Annotated in this window: 20 protein-coding genes and 1 riboswitch; of the genes, 14 read left to right on the forward strand and 6 right to left on the reverse strand. The window is 68.5% G+C overall.

The genetic code is table 11. The features are described 5' to 3' along the window. The first annotated feature begins 12 nt into the window (after positions 1 to 12). Positions 13 to 1,044: a LacI family DNA-binding transcriptional regulator gene (locus ABD231_RS15385; RefSeq protein ID WP_344151155.1), complete on the forward strand. Its 1,032-nt coding sequence runs from the start codon at positions 13 to 15 to the stop codon at positions 1,042 to 1,044. On the opposite strand, the gene ABD231_RS15390 is transcribed toward ABD231_RS15385, so the two are convergent. After that, positions 998 to 1,840, reverse strand: a complete 843-nt coding sequence (locus ABD231_RS15390; protein ID WP_344151158.1) for a hypothetical protein — start codon at positions 1,838 to 1,840, stop codon at positions 998 to 1,000. The two genes, ABD231_RS15385 and ABD231_RS15390, sit on opposite strands and share 47 nt — an antisense overlap. Before the next feature lie 8 nt (positions 1,841 to 1,848). Further along, a complete protein-coding gene (locus ABD231_RS15395; RefSeq protein ID WP_344151161.1) occupies positions 1,849 to 2,895 on the reverse strand; it encodes a fatty acid desaturase family protein in 1,047 nt (348 codons plus the stop codon). Between the two features lie 185 nt (positions 2,896 to 3,080). On the opposite strand from ABD231_RS15395, the gene ABD231_RS15400 reads away from it, so the two are divergent. After that, positions 3,081 to 4,601 (forward strand): alkaline phosphatase D family protein, encoded by a 1,521-nt coding sequence (locus ABD231_RS15400; RefSeq protein WP_344151164.1) that lies wholly within the window; start codon positions 3,081 to 3,083, stop codon positions 4,599 to 4,601. 73 nt (positions 4,602 to 4,674) lie between these two features. Here the strand turns inward: ABD231_RS15400 and ABD231_RS15405 are convergent, their stop codons facing one another. Next, positions 4,675 to 5,493 carry an alpha/beta fold hydrolase gene (locus ABD231_RS15405; RefSeq protein ID WP_344151167.1) on the reverse strand — a complete coding sequence of 273 codons (819 nt, stop codon included), beginning with the start codon at positions 5,491 to 5,493 and terminating at the stop codon, positions 4,675 to 4,677. 54 nt (positions 5,494 to 5,547) lie between these two features. Between ABD231_RS15405 and ABD231_RS15410 the strand changes: the two genes are divergently transcribed. After that, a complete protein-coding gene (locus ABD231_RS15410; protein WP_344151170.1) occupies positions 5,548 to 6,102 on the forward strand; it encodes a TetR/AcrR family transcriptional regulator in 555 nt (184 codons plus the stop codon). 10 nt (positions 6,103 to 6,112) lie between these two features. Then, entirely contained in the window at positions 6,113 to 8,164 is a 2,052-nt protein-coding gene (locus ABD231_RS15415) for a prolyl oligopeptidase family serine peptidase (RefSeq protein ID WP_344151173.1), read from the forward strand. A gap of 10 nt (positions 8,165 to 8,174) precedes the next feature. Here ABD231_RS15415 and ABD231_RS15420 read toward each other — a convergent pair whose 3' ends face one another. Beyond that, positions 8,175 to 9,539: an aminotransferase class V-fold PLP-dependent enzyme gene (locus ABD231_RS15420; RefSeq protein ID WP_344151176.1), complete on the reverse strand. Its 1,365-nt coding sequence runs from the start codon at positions 9,537 to 9,539 to the stop codon at positions 8,175 to 8,177. A gap of 16 nt (positions 9,540 to 9,555) precedes the next feature. Further along, a riboswitch (SAM riboswitch) is annotated at positions 9,556 to 9,669 on the reverse strand. Positions 9,670 to 9,764: 95 nt separating this feature from the next. Between ABD231_RS15420 and ABD231_RS15425 the strand changes: the two genes are divergently transcribed. The 10 genes from ABD231_RS15425 (at position 9,765) to ABD231_RS15470 (ending at position 20,581) form a co-directional block, all read left to right on the forward strand. Continuing rightward, the gene (locus tag ABD231_RS15425; protein ID WP_344151179.1) at positions 9,765 to 10,136 is read left to right on the forward strand and encodes a VOC family protein; all 372 of its coding nucleotides are present in this window, start codon (positions 9,765 to 9,767) and stop codon (positions 10,134 to 10,136) included. 22 nt (positions 10,137 to 10,158) lie between these two features. After that, a complete protein-coding gene (locus tag ABD231_RS15430; RefSeq protein WP_344151182.1) occupies positions 10,159 to 10,689 on the forward strand; it encodes a DinB family protein in 531 nt (176 codons plus the stop codon). Positions 10,690 to 10,743: 54 nt separating this feature from the next. Then, on the forward strand, positions 10,744 to 12,834 hold the full coding sequence (locus tag ABD231_RS15435; protein ID WP_344151185.1) for a DUF6351 family protein: 2,091 nt from the start codon (positions 10,744 to 10,746) through the stop codon (positions 12,832 to 12,834). A 281-nt stretch (positions 12,835 to 13,115) separates the two neighbouring features. After that, the gene (locus ABD231_RS15440) at positions 13,116 to 15,527 is read left to right on the forward strand and encodes an FtsK/SpoIIIE family DNA translocase (RefSeq protein ID WP_425554182.1); all 2,412 of its coding nucleotides are present in this window, start codon (positions 13,116 to 13,118) and stop codon (positions 15,525 to 15,527) included. Positions 15,528 to 15,529: 2 nt separating this feature from the next. After that, entirely contained in the window at positions 15,530 to 16,108 is a 579-nt protein-coding gene (locus ABD231_RS15445; RefSeq protein WP_344151191.1) for a hypothetical protein, read from the forward strand. Positions 16,109 to 16,235: 127 nt separating this feature from the next. Continuing rightward, the gene (locus ABD231_RS15450; RefSeq protein ID WP_344151194.1) at positions 16,236 to 16,988 is read left to right on the forward strand and encodes a helix-turn-helix domain-containing protein; all 753 of its coding nucleotides are present in this window, start codon (positions 16,236 to 16,238) and stop codon (positions 16,986 to 16,988) included. A 51-nt stretch (positions 16,989 to 17,039) separates the two neighbouring features. After that, entirely contained in the window at positions 17,040 to 18,812 is a 1,773-nt protein-coding gene (locus ABD231_RS15455; RefSeq protein WP_344151197.1) for a MiaB/RimO family radical SAM methylthiotransferase, read from the forward strand. After that, positions 18,809 to 19,423, forward strand: coding sequence for a CDP-diacylglycerol--glycerol-3-phosphate 3-phosphatidyltransferase (pgsA, locus tag ABD231_RS15460; RefSeq protein ID WP_344151200.1), 615 nt, complete (start codon positions 18,809 to 18,811; stop codon positions 19,421 to 19,423). Before ABD231_RS15455 ends, pgsA begins: the two co-directional genes overlap by 4 nt. A gap of 212 nt (positions 19,424 to 19,635) precedes the next feature. Then, on the forward strand, positions 19,636 to 20,127 hold the full coding sequence (locus ABD231_RS15465; RefSeq protein WP_344151203.1) for a CinA family protein: 492 nt from the start codon (positions 19,636 to 19,638) through the stop codon (positions 20,125 to 20,127). 163 nt (positions 20,128 to 20,290) lie between these two features. Further along, the gene (locus ABD231_RS15470; RefSeq protein WP_344151206.1) at positions 20,291 to 20,581 is read left to right on the forward strand and encodes a helix-turn-helix domain-containing protein; all 291 of its coding nucleotides are present in this window, start codon (positions 20,291 to 20,293) and stop codon (positions 20,579 to 20,581) included. A gap of 56 nt (positions 20,582 to 20,637) precedes the next feature. On the opposite strand, the gene ABD231_RS15475 is transcribed toward ABD231_RS15470, so the two are convergent. Together ABD231_RS15475 and ABD231_RS15480 are read right to left on the reverse strand one after the other, a co-directional pair. Further along, a complete protein-coding gene (locus ABD231_RS15475) occupies positions 20,638 to 21,075 on the reverse strand; it encodes a DUF4262 domain-containing protein (RefSeq protein WP_344151209.1) in 438 nt (145 codons plus the stop codon). Positions 21,076 to 21,794: 719 nt separating this feature from the next. Then, a partial coding sequence (locus ABD231_RS15480; protein WP_344151212.1) for an HNH endonuclease signature motif containing protein occupies positions 21,795 to 22,722 on the reverse strand: 928 nt, incomplete at its 5' end.

Here is a 22,722-nt window from a genome sequence, read left to right on the forward strand (position 1 = left end):
AGAGGTGGGCCTGTGAGCATCACTGGTGTCAACGGAGCCGGTCAGCGCCGGCCCACCATGAAAGAGGTCGCGGCCCGGGCGGGCGTGGCGCTCAAGACCGTCTCACGGGTGGTCAACGAGGAGCCGAACGTCAGCCCGGAGCTGACCGCCAAGGTCCAGGCCGCGATCAAGGACCTGAACTACACGCCGAACGAGTCGGCCCGGATGCTGCGCCGCGGCAAGACCGGCACGATCGCCGTGGTCATCCGCGATATCGGTGACCCGTTCTTCGCCTCGCTCGGTCGTGCGGTCGAGCTGTGGGCCCGCTCGTCGGGTTCCGTGGTGATGATCGGCCTGACCGACGAGGACCCGGAGCGCGAGCGCGACGTCTGCCTCGAGTTCGTCGCCCGCCGCCCGGACGCGCTGATCATGGCGCCGATCGGCGAGACCCAGGAGTACCTGGCACCGCATGTCGATGCCGGGATGGCGGTCGTCACGATCGACCGACCCGCGCACGGGATCGAAGCGGACGCCGTACTGGCCGACAACGCCGGCGGTATCGACCAGGCGATCGATCACCTGGTCCGCCAGGGCCACCGCCGGATCGCCTACCTCGGTGACGATGAGCGGATCTTCACCGCCCGCGAGCGCGTTGTCGCTTACCGCGCCGCGATGGCCCGGCACCGCATCGACGTCGACGAAGACCTCGTGCACCTGTCCGAGCCGACCACGGAAGGCATCGGCATCACGCTGTCCGCCGTACTGGATCGGCCGGAGCCCGCCACAGCGTTGCTGTCGGCAAACAACATGACAACCGCCGAGGTACTGCGAGGTCTGGCCGGCCGGCGTGACCAGGTCGCGCTCGTCTCGTTCGACGACCTGGCGCTCGGCGATCTCCTCAAGCCCGGCCTGACCGCGGTCGCTCAGTCAGCCGACGTGATGGCCCGTACGGCGATCCAGCTGATGACCGAGCGCCTTCCCGAACCCCACCGGCCTGGCCGGACAGTGCGGGTGCCGGTCAAACTGACGATTCGCGGCTCGGGGGAGATCCCGCCGGCGTCGTAACCTCACCGAATCGAGCCAGTACGACGGCGGCGGCGACCGCGACGAGGAAGCCGCCGACCGCGACTGCGCCGAACCCCGGCCGGGAGTGGTCGCCGAGTGCGAGCAGTCCGACCAGCGCTGGGAACACAGTCTCGCCGACCACCAGCATCGCGGTCGCCATCGTCACGCTGCCACGCTGGAGCGCCGAGGCGTAGCAGAACATGGCCAGCGCGCCGCTCACGACCGCGGTGTAGAGCGCCGGCTCGGCGAGCAGCTTCAGCGGGTGGAAGTCGGTGATGATCCGGCCCGAGATGGCGACCACGCCGAACGCCAGCCCGGCCACCAGCCCAAGCAGCGGCGCGCGCAGTCTCTCGGACGCGCGTTGGGTCGCAAGCCCCGCGAGGCCGAGCACGATCGTTGCCCCGACCAACGACAGCCGGAAGCCGTGACCGACCGGCGTACTGCCTTCTTTACCCGCCGACATCCCCAGCAGGGCTAGACCGGTACACACCGCGGCGACGGCAGACCACTCCTTCGTCCCGAGCCGTACGCCGAGCACCCGAGCCGCGACGGCGGTCACCGCAAGACTGGCTGCGAGTGCGGCCTGGACCAGGAACAGCGGCAGCGACTGCAGTGCGACCATCTGCAGCCCGAAGCCGAGCACGTCCAGCGCGATCCCGGCCAGAAACCTCCACTGTCCGACGACGCGCAGGACACCGCGCGCACTCTCATCCGGAGTACTCCGTGCGGCCGCCGCCTGTAGGACCGATGCCAGTCCGTAGGCCACCGCAGCAGCAAGTGCACACAGCAACCCCATAGCGCCACTTAACCACGCAGGGAGGCCGCCAGCGGGCACTGGAACGGGTCGCGGGCGTGCAGGCCGACGTTGTTGAGGTACTCGACAACGATGCGGTACGACGTGAACAGGCCGACCTCGGTGTAGTCCACGCCATGCAGCTCGCAGTACTCGCGGACGATCGGGCGCACCCGGCGCAGTGTCGGGCGGGGCATGCTCGGGAAGAGGTGGTGCTCGATCTGGTAGTTGAGACCGCCCATGGCGAAGTCGATCAGCACACCGCCGCGGATGTTGCGCGACATCAGCACCTGGCGGCGCAGGAAGTCGAGCTTCATGCCGGCTGGGACCAGGGGCATGCCTTTGTGGTTCGGTGCGAACGCTGCGCCGAGGAACACGCCGAAGACGGCCAACTGCACTGCCAGGAAGGCAGTGGCCTTGGTGGGCGGCAGCAGTACGTACAGCGCGGCGACGTACAGAGTCAGACGGGAGATCACGACCGCCAGCTCGACCCGCTCGAGTTTGCTGGCGTCCCGGCGGCACAGGTGCCGCAGGCTAGATGCGTGCAGGCCGAGGCCTTCCAGCGTGAGCAGCGGGAAGAACAGCCACCCCTGGCGGGCAGCGATCCACCGACCGAGCGGTCCGCGCCCTAGCACCGCATCTGGCGTGAAGGCGACCGCCTTGAGCTGTACGTCGGGGTCCTTGTCCACCTGGTTCGGTGCGGCGTGATGACGTGAGTGTTTGTTGCGCCACCAGCTCACGCTCATCCCTGCGACGGCACCGGCCAGCACCCGCGCTGTCCAGTCGTTGCGCGCGGCGGAGTCGAAGATCTGCCGGTGCGCGCTGTCGTGGCTCAGAAACGCCACCTGAACGAGCACCAGCGCCAGTACGGCGGCCAGCACGAGCTGGAACCACGAGTCACCCAGTACGACGACGCCTGCCGCGACGCCGATCAGCGCGACGGCCACGAGGCCGATGCGCGTGAAGTAGTACCCGTGCCGCCGCCGCAGGAGTCCGAGCTCCTGCACGGTCCGGAGCAGGTCGGTGTAGAGGCTGGCGTACTGCTGCTGTGGGCGCAAGGGAAACCCTCCGGTCCGGTGGAACATCGTCTCGATGCGCCACCAGGTCCAGGGCAGCGCCACAGCTGTGGCTGGGCCCCAACCGAACCACGTGGGGCAAGCCCTTTGCAAGGTGGGTCTCGTGGCGCGCCAAGGGGTCATCGCCAGTTCACGCGGCAGCCATCCGGCCGGACCAGGCTTGCCGTATGAAATTGAGTCGCCGCCAACTCTTGGCTGCATCCACCGCCGCCGGCGCCACCCTGGCTCTGCCTGAGGTCGCAGCCGCCAACGTCGTACGCCGGGATCGGCCCGCACTGCCGTCCGGCATCATGTCGGGCGACGTCAGCTCGAACTCCGCCGTGGTCTGGTCGCGCACCGACCGGAAGGCCCGGATGGTGGTCGACCTGACCAGCCATGGCCGCTTCGACCGGGCAGTCCGGTTGTGCGGTCCGATCACCGGGCCGGACGCCGACTACACCGCACAGGTGCCGCTGCGCGGCCTGCGGCCCGGTCAGCGCTACGACTACCGCATCGCGTTCGAGGACGCCTACGGCCGGTGTGGTGAGTCCCTGGAGGGCTCCTTCAGTACGCCGGGCCGCAACCGCGGGCTGTCGTTCGTCTGGACCGGGGACACCGCCGGCCAGGGGTACGGCATCAACCCGGACTTCGGGGGGATGATCGCGTACAAGGCCATGCACGAGACTCGGCCGGACTTCTTCCTGCACTCCGGGGACAACATCTACGCCGACGGCCCGATCGCGGCCTCGGTACAGATCCCGGACGGCACGGTCTGGAAGAACGTGGTGACCGAGGAGGTCTCCAAGGTCGCCGAGACGCTGGCGGAGTACCGCGGCCGCTACAAGTACAACCTGCTCGACCACAACGTCCGGGACCTGTACGCCGACGTACCGATCGTCAGCCAGTGGGACGACCACGAGACGGTCAACAACTGGTACCCGGGCGAGATCCTGGAAGACGCGCGCTACACCGAGAGGCGGGTCGACGTCCTGGCGGCCCGAGCTCGGCAGGCGTTCCTCGAGTACCTGCCGATGGTGCACACCGCCGGCCGGAACCGCATCTACCGCAAGGTGAGCTACGGTCCGCTGCTCGACGTCTTCTGCCTCGACATGCGCACCTACCGCGGCGCCAACCCGACACCGGCGACGGCTGGGCCAGTGGCGATGCTCGGCACCGAGCAGGCCGAGTGGCTGGTCCGTGAGGTGGCCAAGTCCAAGGCCACCTGGAAGGTGATCGCCAGTGACATGCCGCTCGGACTGCTGGTGCCGGACGGCCCGCTGATCGAGGCAGTGGCGAACGGCGTCGGCGGTGCGCCCGGTGGCCGGGAGCACGAGATCGCCTGGGTGCTCAGCCAGTTCAAGAAGCGCAAGGTGCGCAACACGGTCTGGCTGACCGCAGACGTGCACTACTGCGCCGCCCATCACTATGACCCGTCCCGTGCGGCCTTCACCGACTTCGACCCGTTCTGGGAGCTTGTCGCCGGTCCGGTGAACGCAGGTACGTTCGGCCCGAACACGCTGGACCCGACGTTCGGACCGAAGGCGGAGTTCGTCAAGGCGGCCGACTTCCCGAACCAGCCGCCGAGTGGCGGCAACCAGTTCTTCGGGCACGTGGAGATCGATCCGCGCACCGGAGTCTTCACCGCGTCACTGCGGGACCTGTTCGGCAAGGTCCTCTGGAGCAAAGACATCAATCCGGCCCACCACTGAGGGCCCGTCGTACCCACCTGCCTCCGGCGCCTGTGCGGGATGCCGCCCACCGGGGGCGGTGGGTACGACGCGATTACCGTCCGAAGAACTCCAGTGCGTGCTCGACCACCGCATCCGGCCGGTCGTCGACCAGGAAGTGCGACGCACCGGCAATCTCATGAGTGTCAGGGCCGGCCCGCACCACGCGGTCCTCGGCACCGATCAGCACCCTCGTCGGAGTCGTGAGCTGCTCCGCGCGGTACTCGCCGCGCATCATCCGCATCCCCTCGGGCTGAATGAACTTCCGGTACAACAACGACCCCGCCACGGCACGCTCCGGCTCCTGGAACTGGCTGGCGAACAACTCGACCAAGTCCTCGGGCATATCGACCGAGTGGCCGCGCAGCATCGTCTTGGCCAGTCCAGTACGGCGTAGTGCCCACGGACCGAGTCCCGGCCACGGGAGCACCAGGTTGAACCACCCGTGCCGCAGCGCCCTCCCGAACATCGCTGCGTCAGGCTTGGCGCCCAGCGGCGGGATCGCCAGCATCAGGTGATCCTGCACTCGCTCCGGCTGCCGCAGGCAGAGCAGCGTTCCAAGAATCCCGGACCAGTCGTGTGTCAGTAGGTGCACCCGGTCGAGCTGCAACGCGTCCAGCAGCCCGGTGAGGTCACCGAGCAGCGACTCCCGGTCGTACCCGGTGGCCGGTGCGCTCGACTGCCCGAACCCACGCAGGTCAGGACAGATCACCCGGTAGTGCTCGGCCAGTGCGGGGAGGACGTCACGCCACTCCCACCAGTGCTGCGGAAAACCATGCAGCAGTACGACGGGCTCGCCGCTCCCCGCCTCCGTCACGTGTAACCGCACGCCGGACAACTCGACGAAGCGGTGACTCACCCCCTGAAGTTCCATCTTTCGACCGTACTACGAACGTAGTACGGCGTCTACTACGTTTATAGTGACGGGGTGGAATCACCGCGCACCCGGGCGCTCCAGGCCGCCGTCGAGCTGCTCGGCACCGAAGGGCTCCGATCGCTCACGCACGCCCGGGTCGACGACCGGGCCGGGCTGCCGAAGGGGTCGACCTCGAACTACTTCCGCAGCCGGGCCGCACTGATGTCCGGTGTCGTCGACTGGCTCGCGGAGGCCGACCGGCAGGCAGCCGGGCCGGGCGGGTTCCGTCCGGCGACCGCGGCGGAGTTTGTGGATGCCATGTGCGGACTGTTCGATCTCATCACCCGAGTGAATCGCGTGCAGACCACTGCGCGGCTGATCCTGTTTCTGGAGGGCAGCCACGACCCGGTACTGCGAGAAGCGTTGTCCCGCGGGCACGCTGCATTGAAGGCCGGCGCCGCCGAGGCACTCGCCGCTCTGGGGGCCACCGACCCCGAGGTGGCGGCGCACACGATGGCTGCGGTATCGGAGGGGCTGATCCTGCATCGGATTGCCCGGCACGACGACGTGGACCCGCGGCCGACGTTCGAGCTAATTGCCCGGGCAGTGATTCCGGTCGCCGGTTAGGTTTGTCCCCATGACCTACCCGGAGACCCGCCGCGACGATGTGGTCGAAACCCTGCACGGGCACGCGATCGCCGACCCCTACCGCTGGCTGGAAGACCCTGACTCCGCCGTGACCCAGGACTGGGTCAACCGGCAGAACGAATACACCCAGGCCGAGCTGGCGGGCTATCCGGAGCGGGAGTGGTTCCAGACCACGCTGTCCGCGATCCTGGCCCGTCCGCGCGCCGGAGTGCCGGCCAAGAAGAGCGGTTGGTACTTCGTCGGTCGCAACGACGGCACGCAGGCGCAGGACGTCGTGTACGTCGCGGAGTCGCTCGACGAACTGCTGGACAGCGGCCGGGTGCTGATCGACCCGAACAAGCTGTCCGAAGACGGCACCGACTCACTGGGGACGTTCACCGTGAGTCCGGACGGCAAGTACTTCGCGTACGGCATCAACGAGAGCGGTAGCGACTGGACGACGTTCCGGCTGCTCGACATCGCCACTGGGGACCCGGTGGACGACTTGGTGACGGAGGCCAAGTTCTGCGAGGCCACGTGGCTTCCGGACAGCTCGGCGTACCTGTATCTGCACTACCCGTCGAGTGGGCGCACCGAGGGTACGGAGACGAAGACGCTGACGGGTGGTCAGCTCAAACTGCACCGCGTGGGTACGCCGCAGTCCGACGACGAACTGGTTCTCGCGTTCCCCGAGGACGACCGCCTGTTCATCTCGCCGGAGGTGTCCGACGACGACAGGTATGTCGTCGTGCACATCAACGCGGGCACTGACCCGGCGTCCCGGCTGTGGGTCTACCCGATCGCTACGGACGGCCTCGGTGAGCCGATCAAGGTCGTCGACGAGCTGGTCGACGAGATCTTCTTCATCCGGATGGCCGGCGACCAGCTGGTACTGCAGACCGACCGGGACGCGTCCCGTGGCCGCGTGGTGCTCTCCTCGCTGGACGGCACCTTCTCCGACCTCATCCCCGAGGGGCCCGACGCACTGCAGGCCGTTCGCGGTACGGCGTCCGGACTGGCGACCATCACGCTGGTCGACGCGCAGCCCGTGCTGACCCTCTACGCACTCGACGGTTCCGGTGCGCGAGTGGTCGACGTACAGGGTGGTGGGGTGCTCGCTCTGAACGGCAGCACCAAGCACGACGAGCTCTTCATCGGTTTGTCGACCACCACCGACCCGACGGTCTCGTACGTCGTCTCTGCGTCGACCGGCGAGGCGCGTGCGCTGCCGGAGCTGGTTCGGGGCACAAGCGGCTACAAGTCGCCCGAGGTCACGGTGGTGCGAGAGAAGGCCGGCGACGTGCCGTACTTCCTGATCACCCGGTCCGACCTGGACTTCACCACACCGCGCCCGACCATGCTCTACGGGTACGGCGGTTTCCGCATCTCGATCCTGGCCGACTACAAGCCGGGCTGGCCGGCGTGGCTCGAGGCCGGGGGAGTGCTGGCGATCGCCAACCTGCGGGGCGGCGGTGAGTACGGCAGCGACTGGCACGACGCGGGGCGGCTCAAGAACAAGCAGCAGGTGTTCGACGACTTCATCGCGGTCGCGGAACACCTGCGGGACCAGGGCGTGACCACTCCGGCCCAGCTGGCCATTCACGGCCGCAGCAACGGCGGACTGCTCGTCGGAGCGGCCATGACACAGCGGCCCGACCTCTTCAAGGTCGCGCTGCCGGGAGTCGGCGTACTGGACATGCTGCGGTTCCACCTGTTCACGGTGGGTGCCGCCTGGGCGTCCGACTTCGGGCATCCGGACAACCCGGAGCAGTTCGAGGACCTGCTGGCCTACTCGCCGCTACATCGCGTGCAGGACGGTACGGCGTACCCGGCCACGCTGGTGGTCACCGGTGACCACGATGACCGGGTAGTCCCGTTGCACAGTCATAAGTTCATCGCTGCATTGCAGCATGCCCAGTCCGGATCCGCACCTGTCTTGACCCGGGTAGAGGTCAACACCGGTCACGGCTTCGGAAAACCCGCCGCGATGATCGCGGCGGAGTGGGCTGACCTACTGGCGTTCGCCGCTCACCATGTAGGCCTGGAGACTCCTGAGCAGTAGGAGCTGGGCTTCACCAGATGCGGGGCGCGTGGAGATCGCGAGGGTCCTCGACCGGCTGACAGCCGTGGTCGGTGTCCTCGTACTCCGCGCGCAGCCCGTTGGTGGCCAGTGAGCGCACTGCGCCGACCAGCCGGTCCACGTGCTCGCGGGTCGTGCCGAGACCGAGGCTGGCGCGCACCGCCGTACCGTGCTCGGGTGCGTCGGCCAGGAGGTGGCCGACCAGCGGGTGGGCGCAGAACTTGCCGTCGCGAACGCCGATGCCGTACTCCGCGCTGAGTGCTGCGGAGACGAGCGTCGAGCTCAGACCCTTGATGGTGAAGCAGACCGTGCCGACGCGGTCGGCCTCGGCGCCGAAGATCGAGTACGTCGTGACGTCGGCGATCTGCGCGAGGCCGGTGCGGAGCCGGGCGAGCAGGCTGCGCTCGTGCTGCTCGATCGCGTCGCGGTTGCGGCTGATGGTCGCGCAGGCCGAGGCCAGGGCGATTGCGCCGATGACGTTGGGGGAGCCGCCCTCGTGACGGGACGGGCCGGTCGCCCAGACCACACCGTCGCCGGTGACCGCGGTCGTCGCGCCGCCGCCATACAGGTAGGGATCGGCGGCGTCGAGCCAGTCCGCGCGACCGATCAGCGCACCGGCGCCGTACGGGGCGTAGAGCTTGTGGCCGGACAGTGCGACCCAGTCGACGTCGAGCTCGGCGATGTCGACGACGCGGTGCGGTGCCAGCTGGGCGGCGTCCAGGCAGATCCGCGCGCCGTGCGCCTTGGCGACCGCAGCGAGCTCGGCGATCGGGAAGATCTCACCGGTCACGTTCGATGCGCCCGTGACGACAACCAGCCGCGGGCCCTCCGGAGCGCTCCGCAGCGCGTCGGCCACAGCAGTCACGGCCGCGCTGGCCGAAGCCGGAGCGGCGAGCCGGACAGTGCGCTCCTCGCCCCAGGGCAGCAGCGCCGCGTGGTGCTCGGACTCGAAGACGATCACCGTCGCGTCCGCCGGGACGGCGTGCGCGAGCAGGTTCAGGGCGTCGGTGGTTTGCCGAGTGAAGATCACCTGGTCGTCGTTGCGAGCGCCGACGAAGCTGTGCACCTCGGCGCGGGCCCGCTCGTACCACTGGGTGGTGATCCGGGAGGCGTACCCGTTGCCGCGGTGCACCGACGCGTACGACGGCAGGGCTGCCTCGACGCTGGCGCGCACCGACTCCAGACACGGCGCGCTGGCACCATGGTCGAAGTTCGCGTAGTCCGTCACGCGACCGTCGGCCAGCGGGACCAGCAGGTCCGCACCGACAGTGGCGGGGATGGTGCCGTTCGTCAGCCGGGTGACCGCCGCACGCGGGGTGGTGGTGCTGGCCGGCTCGAGGATGGAGAGGATCGACATGGCTTCGCTCCCGGGAAGTCCGCACTTGCCGAACGGGGTATCCGCACGGCCTGGTCTTCACCCGGGGCACCCCGCCGCGGAGGAGGGTTGCCGGCCAGCGAGCCGGGGCTTGACGCTGGCGCTCATGACCTGCCGAGAACGGTAACGAACCGGCCACAAGGACGCCAGCCCTAATCTCATGTGATGAGATAGACAAACACATCGTGGGACGAGAGGCGGCGGAAGATGATCGGACGCCTGCACCATCTGGCCATCGACTGTCCGGATCCGCTCCGGCTGGCGGAGTTCTACGCCGAGCTCCTCGGCAAGCCGATCACCTACCGCAGCGACGACTGGGTGGTGGTCGCGGACAACGACCACACGTCCGGTCTGGCCTTCCAGCGCGCACCGGACCACCGCCCGCCGCAGTGGCCGGACCCCGCGCATCCACAGCAGATGCATTTCGACGTCATGGTCGACGACCTCGCGGAAGCCGGTGCGGCCGTCGTCGCGCTGGGTGCCCGTCAAGTGGTGGGCAGCGTGTTCGAGGACCCGGCGGGTCACCCGTTCTGCCTCATCCCGAGGCCGGGCTGGGCACCGCCGATTCGCGACCGTTGAGGTGGGTGTGTTGGATGGCGGGATGACGACGATCGCGGCGTGGACCGCACCTGATGTCGAGCGGCCCGACGGATCGCTGACCGCGCCGGAAGGTGAGCTGCTGCGTGGGTATCTCGACTTCTACCGCAGCACGCTGCTCTACAAGTGCGCCGGGCTGACCGCCGAGCAGCTCGCCACCCGGCCCTCGCCGCCGTCGAACCTGTCGCTGCTCGGGCTGATCCGGCACCTGACCAAGGTCGAGCGGATCTGGTTCCGGATTCACTTCGCGTCCGGCGAGAAGGCCGAGCCGCTGTTCGCGCCGGAGCTGGGCAAGGACGCCGACTTCGAGCTGATCGATCCGGCCGAGGCCGAGGCGGCGTACGACGGCTTGGTAGCCGAATGGAAGTTGTCCGACGAAGCGGCGGCCGACCGGTCGTTCGACGAGCGCTTCGTCTTCAACGGCACGGAGTCGACGCTCCGGATGATCTACATCCACCTGGTCGGGGAGTACGCCCGGCACTGCGGGCACGCCGACCTGCTGCGGGAACAACTCGACGGCACCACCGGAGCCTGATCGATCTGGTAACAAGCCTTCCGATGGACCGGGCGTTGTGGTCAACTTCCTGCCATGAAGCGTCCGGCCGCCCTCGTCGCGCTGATCTTCGCGGTGCTCACCGCGTTGCTCGTCGCGCCCGCGAGTGCGGCATACGGCGTCCGGATCGAGGTGCTGTCGTCTCCGCGGCCGGAGTTTGTCAGCGACGGTAATGCGCTGATCGGCATCACCGGACAGAACCTCGAGAACCTTGTCGTCGAGCTCAACGGTCGCGATGTCACCGACGCCTTCACCCGAACCGCGGACCGGCTGATCGGCCTGGTTCGCGGACTAGTGATCGGCCGGAACACGCTCACCGCGGGCGAGGCTCGACTCGGCATCACGAACTATCCGCGCTCCGGACCGATGCTGGCTGGGCCGCACGAAACGCCGTACATCTGCGGGACGGCCGGTTTCACGACGCTCGCGAAGGTCAAACTCGGACCGGCGACTGGGCCGAACTGCTCGGTGCCGACCCGGGTCGACTACCTGTACCGCTCGACGATCGACCGGTCGCTGAAGGTGCTGCCGGCAACGAAACCCGATGACCTCGCCACGACGACCACGTCGGACGGCCGGCGGGTGCCGTACATCGTCCGCGTTGAAACCGGTGTGATCAACCGGTCGATCTACGAGTACGCCGTACTGCACGACCGCACGGAAGGTGCGCCGAGCGTGCAGCGGCCACCGTCGGCCTGGAACGGCCGGCTGGTCTACAGTTTCGGCGGCGGTTGCCCCGGTGGCTGGTACCAGCAGGGGAGCAACACCGGCGGGATCAACGACGACGTACTCCTGGGACGCGGGTACGCCGTTGCCTCGTCGAGCCTGAACGTGTTCGGGGTGAACTGCAACGGGGTGCTCGCGGCCGAGACGATGACGATGACCCGCGAGCACATCGCCGAGACCATCGGCGTACCGCGGCAGACGATCGGCTGGGGCTGCTCGGGCGGTTCGTACCAGGTCTTCCAGATCGCCGACAACTATCCGGGGCTGCTCGACGGGATCGTCGCGGCGTGCGTGTTCCCCGAGGTCGGGTTCGCGACCCTGCACACGATCACCGACGCGCTGCTGCTGGATCACTACTTCCGATCGGCCGACGGCTGGACCGACACCGCGAAGCGGGCGGTGGCCGGGTTCGGCAAGGTCGAGACGATCGCCAACCTGGCCGCCGGCGGCCGCCGGATCGACCCGCGGGTCTATTGCCCTGAGCAACTACCTGTGGAGCAGCGGTACGACCCGTCGACGAACCCTGGTGGTGCTCGGTGTGACGTCTACGACCACCAGGTCAACATCTGGGGCAAGGACGCTGCCGGCGCTGTCCGGCGACCGCTCGACAACGTCGGGATCCAGTACGGCCTGGCGGCGCTGAACGCCGGCAAGATCACCGCGGCCCAGTTCGTCGACCTGAACCGCGCGATCGGTGGCTTCGACGCCGACGCCAACTTCGTCCCCGGTCGCACGGTGGCCGATTCGCAGGCGACCGAGACGGCGTACCGGACCGGGCAATTGATCAACGGCGGCGGGGGACTCGCGAGCACCCCCATCATCGACTACCGGCAGTACCTGGATGAGCTGCCGAACGGCGACATCCACCTGATGTTCCACTCGTTCTCGCTGCGCGAGCGGCTCGTGAAGGCGAACGGGGATGCGGACAACCAGGTGATGCTGGTGCAGTCCAGCGACGCGCAGGGCGGCTTCAGTACCGGCAACCCGGTCGTCCTGTCCGCGCTGAAGGCGCTCGATCAGTGGATGGATGCCGTGGATGCCGACACTGGTCCCGGCTCGTCGCACAGCCGTCTGATCCGCAACAAGCCGTCGTCGCTCGATGAGGCGTGCTGGACGCCGCAGGGAGTGAAGATCGTCGAGAAGCAGGTCAACGGCATCGGTACGACGCGGTGCAACACGCTCTACCCGGTTTGGCCCGCGCCACGCCAGGTAGCAGGGGCCTCCGTCGCCAACGACATCATCAAATGCCACCTGCGCCCGCTGTCACTGGCTGACTACCAGGCTGACTTCACGCCGGCCCAGTGGACGGCGCTCCGACAGGCCTTCCCGCAGGGCGTTTGTGACTGGACGGCACCAGGTGACGGTCAGCAGCGTCCGACTGAGGCGTGGCCCGTCTTCTGAGTCGTGACGCTACGGATGGGGCAGCGTGATCGGCGTGTGACACGTGGGACTCGAGTGGTATTGGAGGTAGCCTGCTGAACATGGCGACCCGCACGTCTTCCCCGGCGCGGGCGCAGAAGTCGGCAGCGAAACGGCCCAGTACGGCCCGAGCCGCTGCCGGTGGACGCACCCGTCCGTCGGCCGCCCAGAAGCGTGGGCAGACCTCGAAGCGCGGTGGTGGCAGTACCGCTGCGCGGACCAGCACACCCAAAAACAGCGGACCAGGCCCTTTTGCGGCCGCCATGCTGGCGATCGGCCGCGGCCTCGTCAAGCTGTGGATCGGCATCGCCCACCTGATCGGCCGGGCGGCCCGGGGGATCGGTCACGGCGCGCGGGATCTGGAGCCGGAGCACCGCCGTGACGGCGCGGGCCTGTTCCTGATCGGGCTGGCGATCATCGTCGCCGCCTCGATCTGGTGGCACCTGCCTGGCGCGGTCGGCAACGGCGTCCGGACCGCGGTCGGCGAGAGCATCGGTATTACCGGCTGGGCCGTCCCTCTGCTGCTGCTCGCGATGGCGATCCGGACCCTGCGGAACCCCGAGAGCAACGGACCGGCCGGGCGTCAGATCATCGGTTGGACGCTGCTCTCGTTCGGGGTGCTCGGGCTGGTGCACATCGCCCACGGCATCCCGCGACCGGACGTTGCGGGCGATGCCCCGCTGCACGACGCCGGCGGTGCGGTCGGCTACGTCATCTCCGCGGCGCTTTCCTACCTGATGACCCAGTACGTCGCCGCTCCGCTGCTCGTACTGCTCTCGATCTTCGGTCTGCTGGTCATCACCGGTACGGCGATCTACGCGATCCCGCTCCGGGTGCGCGCAGCATTCGACGTACTGATGGGCCGGACCGAACTGCCGGAGGAGGCTGCCGCGCCGGCGGGCGAGTCGCCCACTGACGACACTGTGCGGCTCACCCGCAAGGAGCGTCGCGCCAAGGCTGCCCTCGAGGACGACGGCGACCCCACGATCAAGCCGTACGACTCGCCGGTCCTCGAAGGACGCGAGATCTCCAAGCGCAGCCGCAAGCCGAAGGCCGCGCCGCCTTCGGAAGAAGACGCGTACGACGTCGACGCTTCAGCAGCCGCGGCCCCGGCCACGCCGAGCTTCAAGGTGAACGACGCACCGGCTCCGGAGCCGCCGCCGCACACCCCGATGCCGCAGCGCGTCGAGCAGCTCAGCCTGTCCGGCGACATCACCTACACACTGCCCGACGGCCAGATCCTGAAGCCGGGATCGGTGCACAAGGCCCGGACCAAGGCGTCCGACGCCGTGGTCGACCGGCTGACCGAGGTGTTCGAGCAGTTCAGCATCGACGCCCAGGTCACCGCCTACACCCGCGGCCCGACGGTCACCCGGTACGAGGTCGAGCTCGGCTCCGCGGTCAAGGTCGAGAAGGTCACCGCGCTGTCCAAGAACATCGCGTACGCCGTCGCCTCGGCCGACGTCCGGATCCTGTCCCCGATCCCCGGCAAGTCCGCGATCGGGATCGAGATCCCGAACACCGACAAGGAGATCGTCAGTCTCGGCGACGTCATTCGCTCGGCGACGGCTCGCAACGACCACCACCCGATGGTGGCCGGTCTGGGCAAGGACGTCGAGGGCGGCTTCGTGGTCGCGAACATGGCGAAGATGCCGCACCTGCTGGTCGCCGGTGCGACCGGCTCCGGCAAGTCGTCGTTCGTCAACTCGCTGATCACCTCGGTCCTGATGCGCGCCACCCCCGACGAGGTGCGGATGATCCTGGTCGACCCCAAGCGGGTCGAGCTGAACAACTACGAGGGCATCCCGCACCTGATCACGCCGATCATCACCAACGCCAAGAAGGCCGCCGAGGCGCTGCAGTGGGTCGTCCGCGAGATGGACATGCGGTACGACGACCTCGCGGCGTTCGGCTTCCGGCACGTCGACGACTTCAACAAGGCGGTCCGCGGCGGCAAGGTGAAGCCGCCACCAGGGTCCGAGCGCGTACTCACGCCGTACCCGTATCTGCTGGTGATCGTCGACGAGCTCGCCGACCTGATGATGGTCGCGCCGCGCGATGTCGAGGACTCGATCGTCCGGATCACCCAGCTCGCCCGGGCCGCCGGTATCCACCTGGTGCTGGCCACCCAGCGGCCGTCGGTCGACGTCGTGACCGGTCTGATCAAGGCGAACGTGCCGTCCCGGCTGGCGTTCGCGACCTCGTCGCTGGCCGACAGCCGGGTCATCCTGGACCAGCCCGGTGCGGAGAAGCTGGTCGGTCAGGGAGACGGCCTGTTCCTGCCGATGGGCGCGAGCAAGCCGATGCGGATCCAGGGTTCCTGGGTCACCGAGTCCGAGATCCGCGCCGTGGTCGAGCACACCAAGACCCAGCTGGAGCCGACGTACCGCGAGGACGTCACCGCCGTCGCCGCGCCGAGCAAGGACCTGGACGACGAGATCGGCGACGACATGGACCTGGTGGTCCAGGCCGCCGAGCTGATCGTCTCGACCCAGTTCGGGTCGACGTCGATGCTGCAACGCAAGCTGCGGGTCGGTTTCGCCAAGGCCGGCCGGTTGATGGACATCCTGGAGAGCCGGGGCGTGGTCGGTCCCAGCGAGGGATCCAAGGCGCGGGACGTGCTGGTCAAACCGGACGACCTGGAAGACTTCATCACCACCCTCCGAGGAGAGTGACTGTGACCGAAGCAAGCGCCATGACCCATCATCAGCCCCGTCATGAGGGTTTCGACCTCGACGACAGGCCTGTTCCGTTCACGATCCGCGCCTCCCAGAAGGTGCACGGGGGCCTCGCCCTCGGCGCCGGCCTGGTGGCGGTCGGTTTCGCCGCCTCCGCGTCGGGTACTGCGACCGGTGTACTGCGCTGGTTCGCCGCGGCAGCCTTCGCCGTACTGGCCGTGGTGTGCGCCCGGGCGCTGACGGTCGGGGACATGCTGGTGGCCGACGACGTCGGGATCCGGTTGCGAATCGGCAACGAATGGATCGGCACCCGGTGGCAGGAGATCGAGGAGGTGACGGTGCTGAAACGCCGGCATCCGCTCGACGACGGCCGGATCGCCGTCCATCTGCTGGATCCCGGCCCGATCCTGGCCGCGATGCCGAGTGCGACGCGCCGGACCACGGATGCCAACCGGCGTCTGACCGGGTCCTCACTAGCGGTACCGTTCGGGTTGACGGCACGGCCGTCGAACGGGGAAGTGGTACAGGCTTTGCACATGCTCGCGGACGCCAGATGTCCGGTGCGCGAGCAACTCTGACTTGTCCGTGACCCCATCGGGCGACGACCGTTGACTTGATGTCGGCGGTCCTGGCTGCCGGCATCAGGAACTCATTGATGCTGATGGCCCGCACTTCGGATCGGGCGACGGAGAGGACGGTGACCACGTGAGCATCGGTAGCGAGCTCACGGCGGCCCGTGTACGGGCCGACATGACGATCGAGCAGCTGAGTGCCGCCACCCGGATCAGAACCGGGCTGCTGACCGCCATGGAGGCCGACGACTTCTCCCGCTGTGGCGGCAATTTCTACGCGCGCGGTCACATCCGTTCGATCGCGCGCGTGGTCAAGGCCGACCCGGCGCCCTTGGTGGCGTCCTTCGACGCGGAACACGCTGCCGACGAGGAGAAGTCCCGCCGCGAGGAGCGTGCCGCGGTCAAGGGCCCGACCCTGCACCCGGCCCGTCCGCGCTGGGCCGTTGTCCTCGGGGCGATTCTGGTCGGTCTGATGGGCTGGGGGATGGTTCGGCTCTTCACGCTGCCGAGCGATGTCGAGGCCAACGCGTCCAAGACCACGGCCACCACGACGATCACCACGCAGCCGCCGAAGCCAACCCCGAAGCCGACGGTTGCCCCGACCAAGAAGAAGCCGGTCGCGCCACCGGTGGTGCCGACGAAGACCACGCTCACCCTGACCGCGAAGAACAACGGTTCTTATGTGACGCTGCGCGACAAGAAGGGCAAGCGTCTCTTCCAGGGCCTGGTCGGTCCTGGTTCGGTGCAGACGGTCACTGTGGTCGGCGACATCCGCGTGTCCGCCGGTGCCCCGGGCAACCTCGCGATCAAGGTCAACGGCAAAGCCCAGGTCACCAAGCTCTACCGCTTCGTTGCCCACCCCGACGGCACCCTGACCAAGAAGTAGCGTTCGCGCGCAGTTAGGTGTGAGGCTGGGCGGCGAGTCATACTCGTAGTGATGACTACGCCACCCGTCACTGTTGCCCTGGTCACGCTGGGCTGTGCCCGCAACGACGTCGACTCCGAGGAACTCGCCGGCCGCCTCGAGGCCGGCGGCTTCCTTCTCGTCGACGACGCCACCGAAGCGGACACCGTGGTGGTGAACACCTGCGGTTTCGTCGAGGCCGCCAAGAAGGACTCGGTCGACACCCTGCTCGCCGCCGCCGACTACAAGGAGTCCGGCCGCACCCAGGCCGTCGTCGCCGTCGGCTGCCTCGCCGAGCGCTACGGCGACCAACTCGCCGAGGCCCTCCCCGAAACTGATGCGGTCCTCAGCTTCGACGACTACGCCGACATCTCCGACCGCCTCCGCTCCATCCTCTCGGGCACCAAGCACCACCCCCACACCCCCCGAGACCGCCGCAAACTCCTCCCGCTGTCTCCAGCAGCCCGCCAGTCCGCCGCCCCCGTAGCCACCCCCGGCCACGGCGACCACGCGCCCAGTGCCACGCCCGCCCATGGCGACCACGCCCCCAGCGGCGCCGCTCCCGCCCACGGCGACCACGGCTCTGCCGTCATCCCGGCTCAGCGCGACCACGCGCGTGGCTCCTCGGAGGCCGCTGCAAGCACCCTCGGAGACCACATCCCCTCGGCACTCAAGCCGGTTGGCACCTCGGATTCTGCCGCCGACACCGCGCAGCCTCTCAAGGGGCGGATGGTTGCCGCGTCTGACGGCACCCGCAACGAATTGAAGATCGACGCGCCTGACCTCGCGTCTGCTCCGGCCAGCGGCCCGCGCGTCGTACGCCGCCGGCTCGACGGTGGCCCGATGGCGCCGCTGAAGTTGGCGTCCGGCTGCGACCGCCGGTGTGCGTTCTGCGCGATCCCGATGTTCCGCGGCGCGTTCATCTCCCGCCGCCCCACCGAGGTCCTCGGCGAAGCCCACTGGCTCGCCGAGAACGGTGTCCGCGAACTCTTCCTGGTCTCCGAGAACTCCACCTCCTACGGCAAGGACCTCGGTGACCTCCGCCTCCTGGAGACCCTCGTCGCAGACATCGCCGAGGTCCCCGGCATCACCCGGGTCCGCGTCTCCTACCTGCAGCCCGCCGAGATGCGCCCGACGCTGCTTGCCGCGATGACGTCGACCCCCGGCGTCGTCCCGTACTTCGACCTCTCCTTCCAGCACGCCTCCGGCCCGCTCCTGCGCCGGATGCGCCGCTTCGGTGACTCCGAACGTTTCCTCGAACTGATCGCCCAGGTCCGCGCCGCAGCTCCCGCCGCCGGGATCCGCAGCAACGTCATCGTCGGCTTCCCCGGTGAGACCGAGGAAGACGTCGACATCCTCTGCGACTTCCTCTCCCAGGCCGGCCTGGACGCGATCGGCGTCTTCGGCTACTCCGACGAGGACGGCACCGAGGCCGAGACCTACGACGGCAAACTCGACGAGGACACCATCGCCGCCCGCCTCGACCGCGTCACCCGCCTCGCCGAGGACCTCACCTCCGCCCGCGCCGAGTCCCGCATCGGCGACCTCGTCGAGGTACTCGTGGAATCCCTCACCGCCGCCCCGGACGACGCACCGGTCGCCGGGCAGACCGGTGAAGGCCGCGCCGCTCACCAGGGCCCCGAGGTGGATGGTTCGACGACGCTGGTCGGGCTTCCGGAGGGTGTCCGGATCGGTGATCTGGTCTCCGCGAAGGTGTCCGGCAGCGACGGTGTCGACCTGATCGCGGAGTTCGCCGCGGTGGTGAATCCCCAGGACGACCGTCCGGCCGCTAACCTGACCGCGTGACCAACCCGCCGAACCCGGTTCCGCAAGCCGGGCGGATCCACGCGCCGAGCGCCTGGAACGTCCCGAACGCGCTGACTGTGCTGCGGCTCGTCCTGGTTCCGCTCTTCGTCTGGCTGCTGCTCCGCCACGACGGTAACGACACCGGCACCCGCCTGCTCGCCACGGGCGCCTTCGTGGTCGCGATCGTCACCGACCGTTTCGACGGTGACATCGCGCGCCGCTGGAACCTGGTCACGAACTTCGGCAAGATCGCCGACCCGATCGCCGACAAGGCCCTCACCGGAGCCGCCTTCATCGGCCTCTCCCTGCTCAACGAACTCCCGTGGTGGGTCACTGTCGTCGTCCTGGTCCGCGAGTGGGGTGTCACCGCCCTCCGCTTCTGGGTCATCCGCCACGGCGTGATGCCCGCCAGCCGCGGCGGCAAACTCAAGACCGTCCTGCAGGCGATCGCTCTCGGCCTCTACCTCCTCCCGTGGCAGACCCTCGGCCTCCTGCACTGGACCGCGATCCTCTTCATGACCGCCGCCGTAGCCGTCACCCTGATCACCGGCGTCGACTACCTGATCCGCGCCCTCCGCCTCCGCGCCGCCGCCAAACACCCCCTCCCATAGCCCCGCCGGCCTGAGCGTCTCCGCCGAGCACCCCTCCTGGCCTTCCAACCTCTCGGGCCTCAGCGCCTCCGCCAACAACCCCTCCCGGTCTGCCAGCGCCTCCGGACTCAGCGCCTCCGCCGACCACCCCTCCCGGCCGTCCAACCTCTCCGGTGTGTCGCCACACCGGGTGCCGCCTGCAGCGTGGGTGGGTCGTGGGGTGGAATGGGGAGATGGAGAGCACCGGGGCGGGCAGGGTCGAGTGGCTGGTCGGAGTTTTGAAGAGTCGGGGCGAGACTTTGGCGACTGCTGAGTCGTTGACCGGTGGGATGGTCGGTGCGGCTCTGACGGATGTGGCGGGGGTGTCTGCGGTGTACCGGGGTGGTGTGGTGGTCTACGCGACGGACCTGAAGGCCAAGCTTGCGGGCGTTCCTCAGGACCTTCTGGACGCTGTGGGCCCGGTTCACCCCGACACTGCAGCAGCGCTCGCCACCGGCGTGCGAGAGCGTCTGAAGGCCACCTACGGGCTAGCCACGACCGGTGTGGCGGGACCGGACCCCCAAGCAGGCGTCGAGGCGGGCACGGTGTACGTCGCAGCGGCTGGACCAGGGTCTGTGCAGGTGCGGAAGTTGCAGCTGAGCGGTGACCGGAGTGCGGTACGGCAGGGCACTGTGGCGGCCGCACTGGAACTCGTAGCGACACTTGTGGCGGAAGAACTCGACTGAACGGGGTGTTGAGACCAGCATGGGGACAGGTAAGGCAGACTGGCACGGCGCACCGAAGGTGGACATTGCGAGGAGTAGTGACCCGGCAACAGGTACCGTTGGTTCCTACGGTCGGGCTACGGTGCGAGTAGCAACGACCGGACAGGCGGAAGGGAGAAACCTCATGGTGCTGGTTCGTGGCCTGCTGGGCGACGTCCTGCGGCGTAAGCGGCTGCGCCAGGGGCGCACTCTTCGCGAGGTGTCTGCCGATGCACGCGTGAGTCTCGGTTATCTGTCCGAGGTGGAGCGCGGCCAGAAGGAGGCCTCCAGCGAGCTGCTGGCGGCAATCTGTATGGCCCTCGAGGTGCCGCTCTCGGCTGTCTTCGCCGAGGTGAGTGAAGACCTGGCGCGCGAAGAGGCGCTGGTCCTGGCGCATCCGACCATCGAGTCGGAGGTCGTGGCCTCCGCGGCCTGACCGTCGTCGACACCCGGCTGTCCCGGCAAGTCCGGAGCAGCCGGTTCCTGCTGCCATCAGCGGCCTCCCCGCCGGCTCAGCAGCGGACTCAAACTCGACCGCACGAGCTGTAGCGCGGGCAGTGGTGGATCGCTCGCGCCCCGGAAGATGCTGTTGGCTGTGAACAGATGCGCTCCCGAATCAGGGAACTGCAGCAGCTCGGCTCGGTCCGGTGGCGGGAAGAAGGCGGTCAGATCGTCACCTTCGCCGAAGGTGTTCCCCTCGAGCACAGCCCAGGCCAGTGGCTTCAGGCTCAGATGGGCTGAGGCCGGCACTGGATCGAAGACGATGATCTCGGGATGGTCGTACTGCGTGAGCCCGATCGTGTAGCCGAAGGCCGGGTTCCGCTCGCCGTCGCCCTCGACGTACAGCATGGCCCAGCCGAAGGTCCGGATGCCGGCCTCGATCGATCGCGAGACCTCCGGAACGGTGATGCCACCGCAGACGTCACACATCAACTTCTCCTCTCCCTCGAACACCTGTTCGATACGCCAGAGAAGATATCCGCGTTCCGCCCCGTGGCCGGAGTTGTCCACAGGTTCGCTGCCTGAAGGTGTCTGGGCTTGCCGTCACCGCCGCAGGTGTCCCACCCGGCATGAACTCGGCCGACGACGTGCGCGGTGGCTGACCACCGCTGCGGCCGACTAAGGGCGAGGTGGCTAGGCGATCCGGTGGCTGAGGGGGATGGTTGCTGCGGCGACCGTCTGCTCGTCGCTTGGGGCTGACGGCCTGTGGTTGCTGTTCCGGGATCACGTGCCTTGCGTCTGATTCGTCGGCCGGGTGCTGCCTGCGTGGACTCGGCCGATGATGTGCGCGGTGGCTGATCACCGCTGCGGCCGACTAAAGGCGGGGTGGCTGGGCGGTGCGGTGGCTGAGGGGGATGGTTGCTGCGGGCGAGCGTCTGCTCGTCGCTTGGGCTGACGGACTGTGGTTGCTGCCCCGAGATCAGATGGTGTGCGGCTGACGGGCTGTGGTTGCTGTTCCGGGATCGGATGGTGTGCGGCTGACCGATCGGTGTGGTTGCTGTTTGGGAATCATGGGCTCGGCGGCTGAGTCGGTGGTGTGGCTGTGGTTGTGCGGTGGGCATGGGTAGGGCCGCGGGCCGGTGTGTGGGCCGGCTGCCGCGGTGGGGTGATGGTGGACGGTGGTGTTGGTGGATCGGGTGGCGTGGTTCTTACGGTCCGGCTGTTGGGGTGGCGTTGGTGCTCCAGGGGTCGGTGTAGTTGGGTCCCACTGCAGTGAGCCGAGTCCGGAAGGCTTCGCGGGCGGCGGCCAGTCCTGGGTTGGGGAGGGTGCTGGCGGGCGGGAGCCGGTCCGGCTGCTCATGAGTTGGGTTGCTGCTGACCCGCGCGCTTCTGCCACTGGCCCTGTCGGCACTGGTGCTGGTGCTGTGGGCAGGGGTGACCCAGCCGACTAGCTCGGCGAGTGCGGCGGGATCGGTGCGGGGTGGGTCTGCCCAGGTCGGGCGGGTGACTTGGGCGATGCCGTCGACGATCGTGATGCTCCATTGGCCGTCATGCACGGCGCGGTGGTGGAAGGCGCACAGCAACGCGAGATTTTGCAGGCTGGTCGGACCGCCGTTGGCCCAGTGGATGAGGTGGTGGGCGTGGCACATCCAGGGTGGTGCTTTGCAGACGACGCAGCCTTTGTCGCGTTTGTTCAACGCGCGGCGGATGTAGCGGTTCACGAACCGCTGCTCGCGGCCCACATCCAACGGTTGCGAATCGCCGCCCAGCACGATCGGCAGGACCGCCGCGTCACAGGCCAGGAGGCGGACGGCGCCGGCGGACAGGTTGCCGCCGAACACCAACTCACCTACTCCACCACCCCGACCTCCCGCATCGAGACCGGTCGTGCCGTCCTCAACGGCACCGGCCCCGACCGCACCGGCTCGGCTCGCGTCTGCGTCGGCCGTGCCGCCGAAGGCGGCGGGGGTGGCGGCTTTGAGGTCGTTGAAGTCGATGGTGACGGTCAGGTGTGGGACGCCGGGATGGTCGGGGTTGCCGGCGGCGGCGTTCATGATGATCGTCAGGGCGTCGGCTTGTCGTTGGTCGCGAGTGCGGGGGTCGCGTTCGCCGTCGATGGTCTTGTGGGGTTTGGAC

Source organism: Kribbella yunnanensis, assembly GCF_039529655.1.
GTDB classification, from domain to species: Bacteria; Actinomycetota; Actinomycetes; order Propionibacteriales; family Kribbellaceae; genus Kribbella; species Kribbella yunnanensis.

What these genes read in the sequence shown, in the direction of transcription:
- ABD231_RS15390 (WP_344151158.1), bottom strand. Translation starts at nt 1,840, where the DNA reads ATGGGGTTGCTGTGTGCACTTGCTGCTGCGGTGGCCTACGGACTGGCA.
- ABD231_RS15400 (WP_344151164.1), top strand. Translation starts at nt 3,081, where the DNA reads ATGAAATTGAGTCGCCGCCAACTCTTGGCTGCATCCACCGCCGCCGGC.
- ABD231_RS15405 (WP_344151167.1), bottom strand. Translation starts at nt 5,493, where the DNA reads ATGGAACTTCAGGGGGTGAGTCACCGCTTCGTCGAGTTGTCCGGCGTG.
- ABD231_RS15415 (WP_344151173.1), top strand. Translation starts at nt 6,113, where the DNA reads ATGACCTACCCGGAGACCCGCCGCGACGATGTGGTCGAAACCCTGCAC.
- ABD231_RS15420 (WP_344151176.1), bottom strand. Translation starts at nt 9,539, where the DNA reads ATGTCGATCCTCTCCATCCTCGAGCCGGCCAGCACCACCACCCCGCGT.
- ABD231_RS15425 (WP_344151179.1), top strand. Translation starts at nt 9,765, where the DNA reads ATGATCGGACGCCTGCACCATCTGGCCATCGACTGTCCGGATCCGCTC.
- ABD231_RS15430 (WP_344151182.1), top strand. Translation starts at nt 10,159, where the DNA reads ATGACGACGATCGCGGCGTGGACCGCACCTGATGTCGAGCGGCCCGAC.
- ABD231_RS15435 (WP_344151185.1), top strand. Translation starts at nt 10,744, where the DNA reads ATGAAGCGTCCGGCCGCCCTCGTCGCGCTGATCTTCGCGGTGCTCACC.
- ABD231_RS15440 (WP_425554182.1), top strand. Translation starts at nt 13,116, where the DNA reads ATGCTGGCGATCGGCCGCGGCCTCGTCAAGCTGTGGATCGGCATCGCC.
- ABD231_RS15455 (WP_344151197.1), top strand. Translation starts at nt 17,040, where the DNA reads ATGACTACGCCACCCGTCACTGTTGCCCTGGTCACGCTGGGCTGTGCC.
- ABD231_RS15465 (WP_344151203.1), top strand. Translation starts at nt 19,636, where the DNA reads ATGGAGAGCACCGGGGCGGGCAGGGTCGAGTGGCTGGTCGGAGTTTTG.
- ABD231_RS15470 (WP_344151206.1), top strand. Translation starts at nt 20,291, where the DNA reads ATGGTGCTGGTTCGTGGCCTGCTGGGCGACGTCCTGCGGCGTAAGCGG.
- ABD231_RS15475 (WP_344151209.1), bottom strand. Translation starts at nt 21,075, where the DNA reads ATGTGTGACGTCTGCGGTGGCATCACCGTTCCGGAGGTCTCGCGATCG.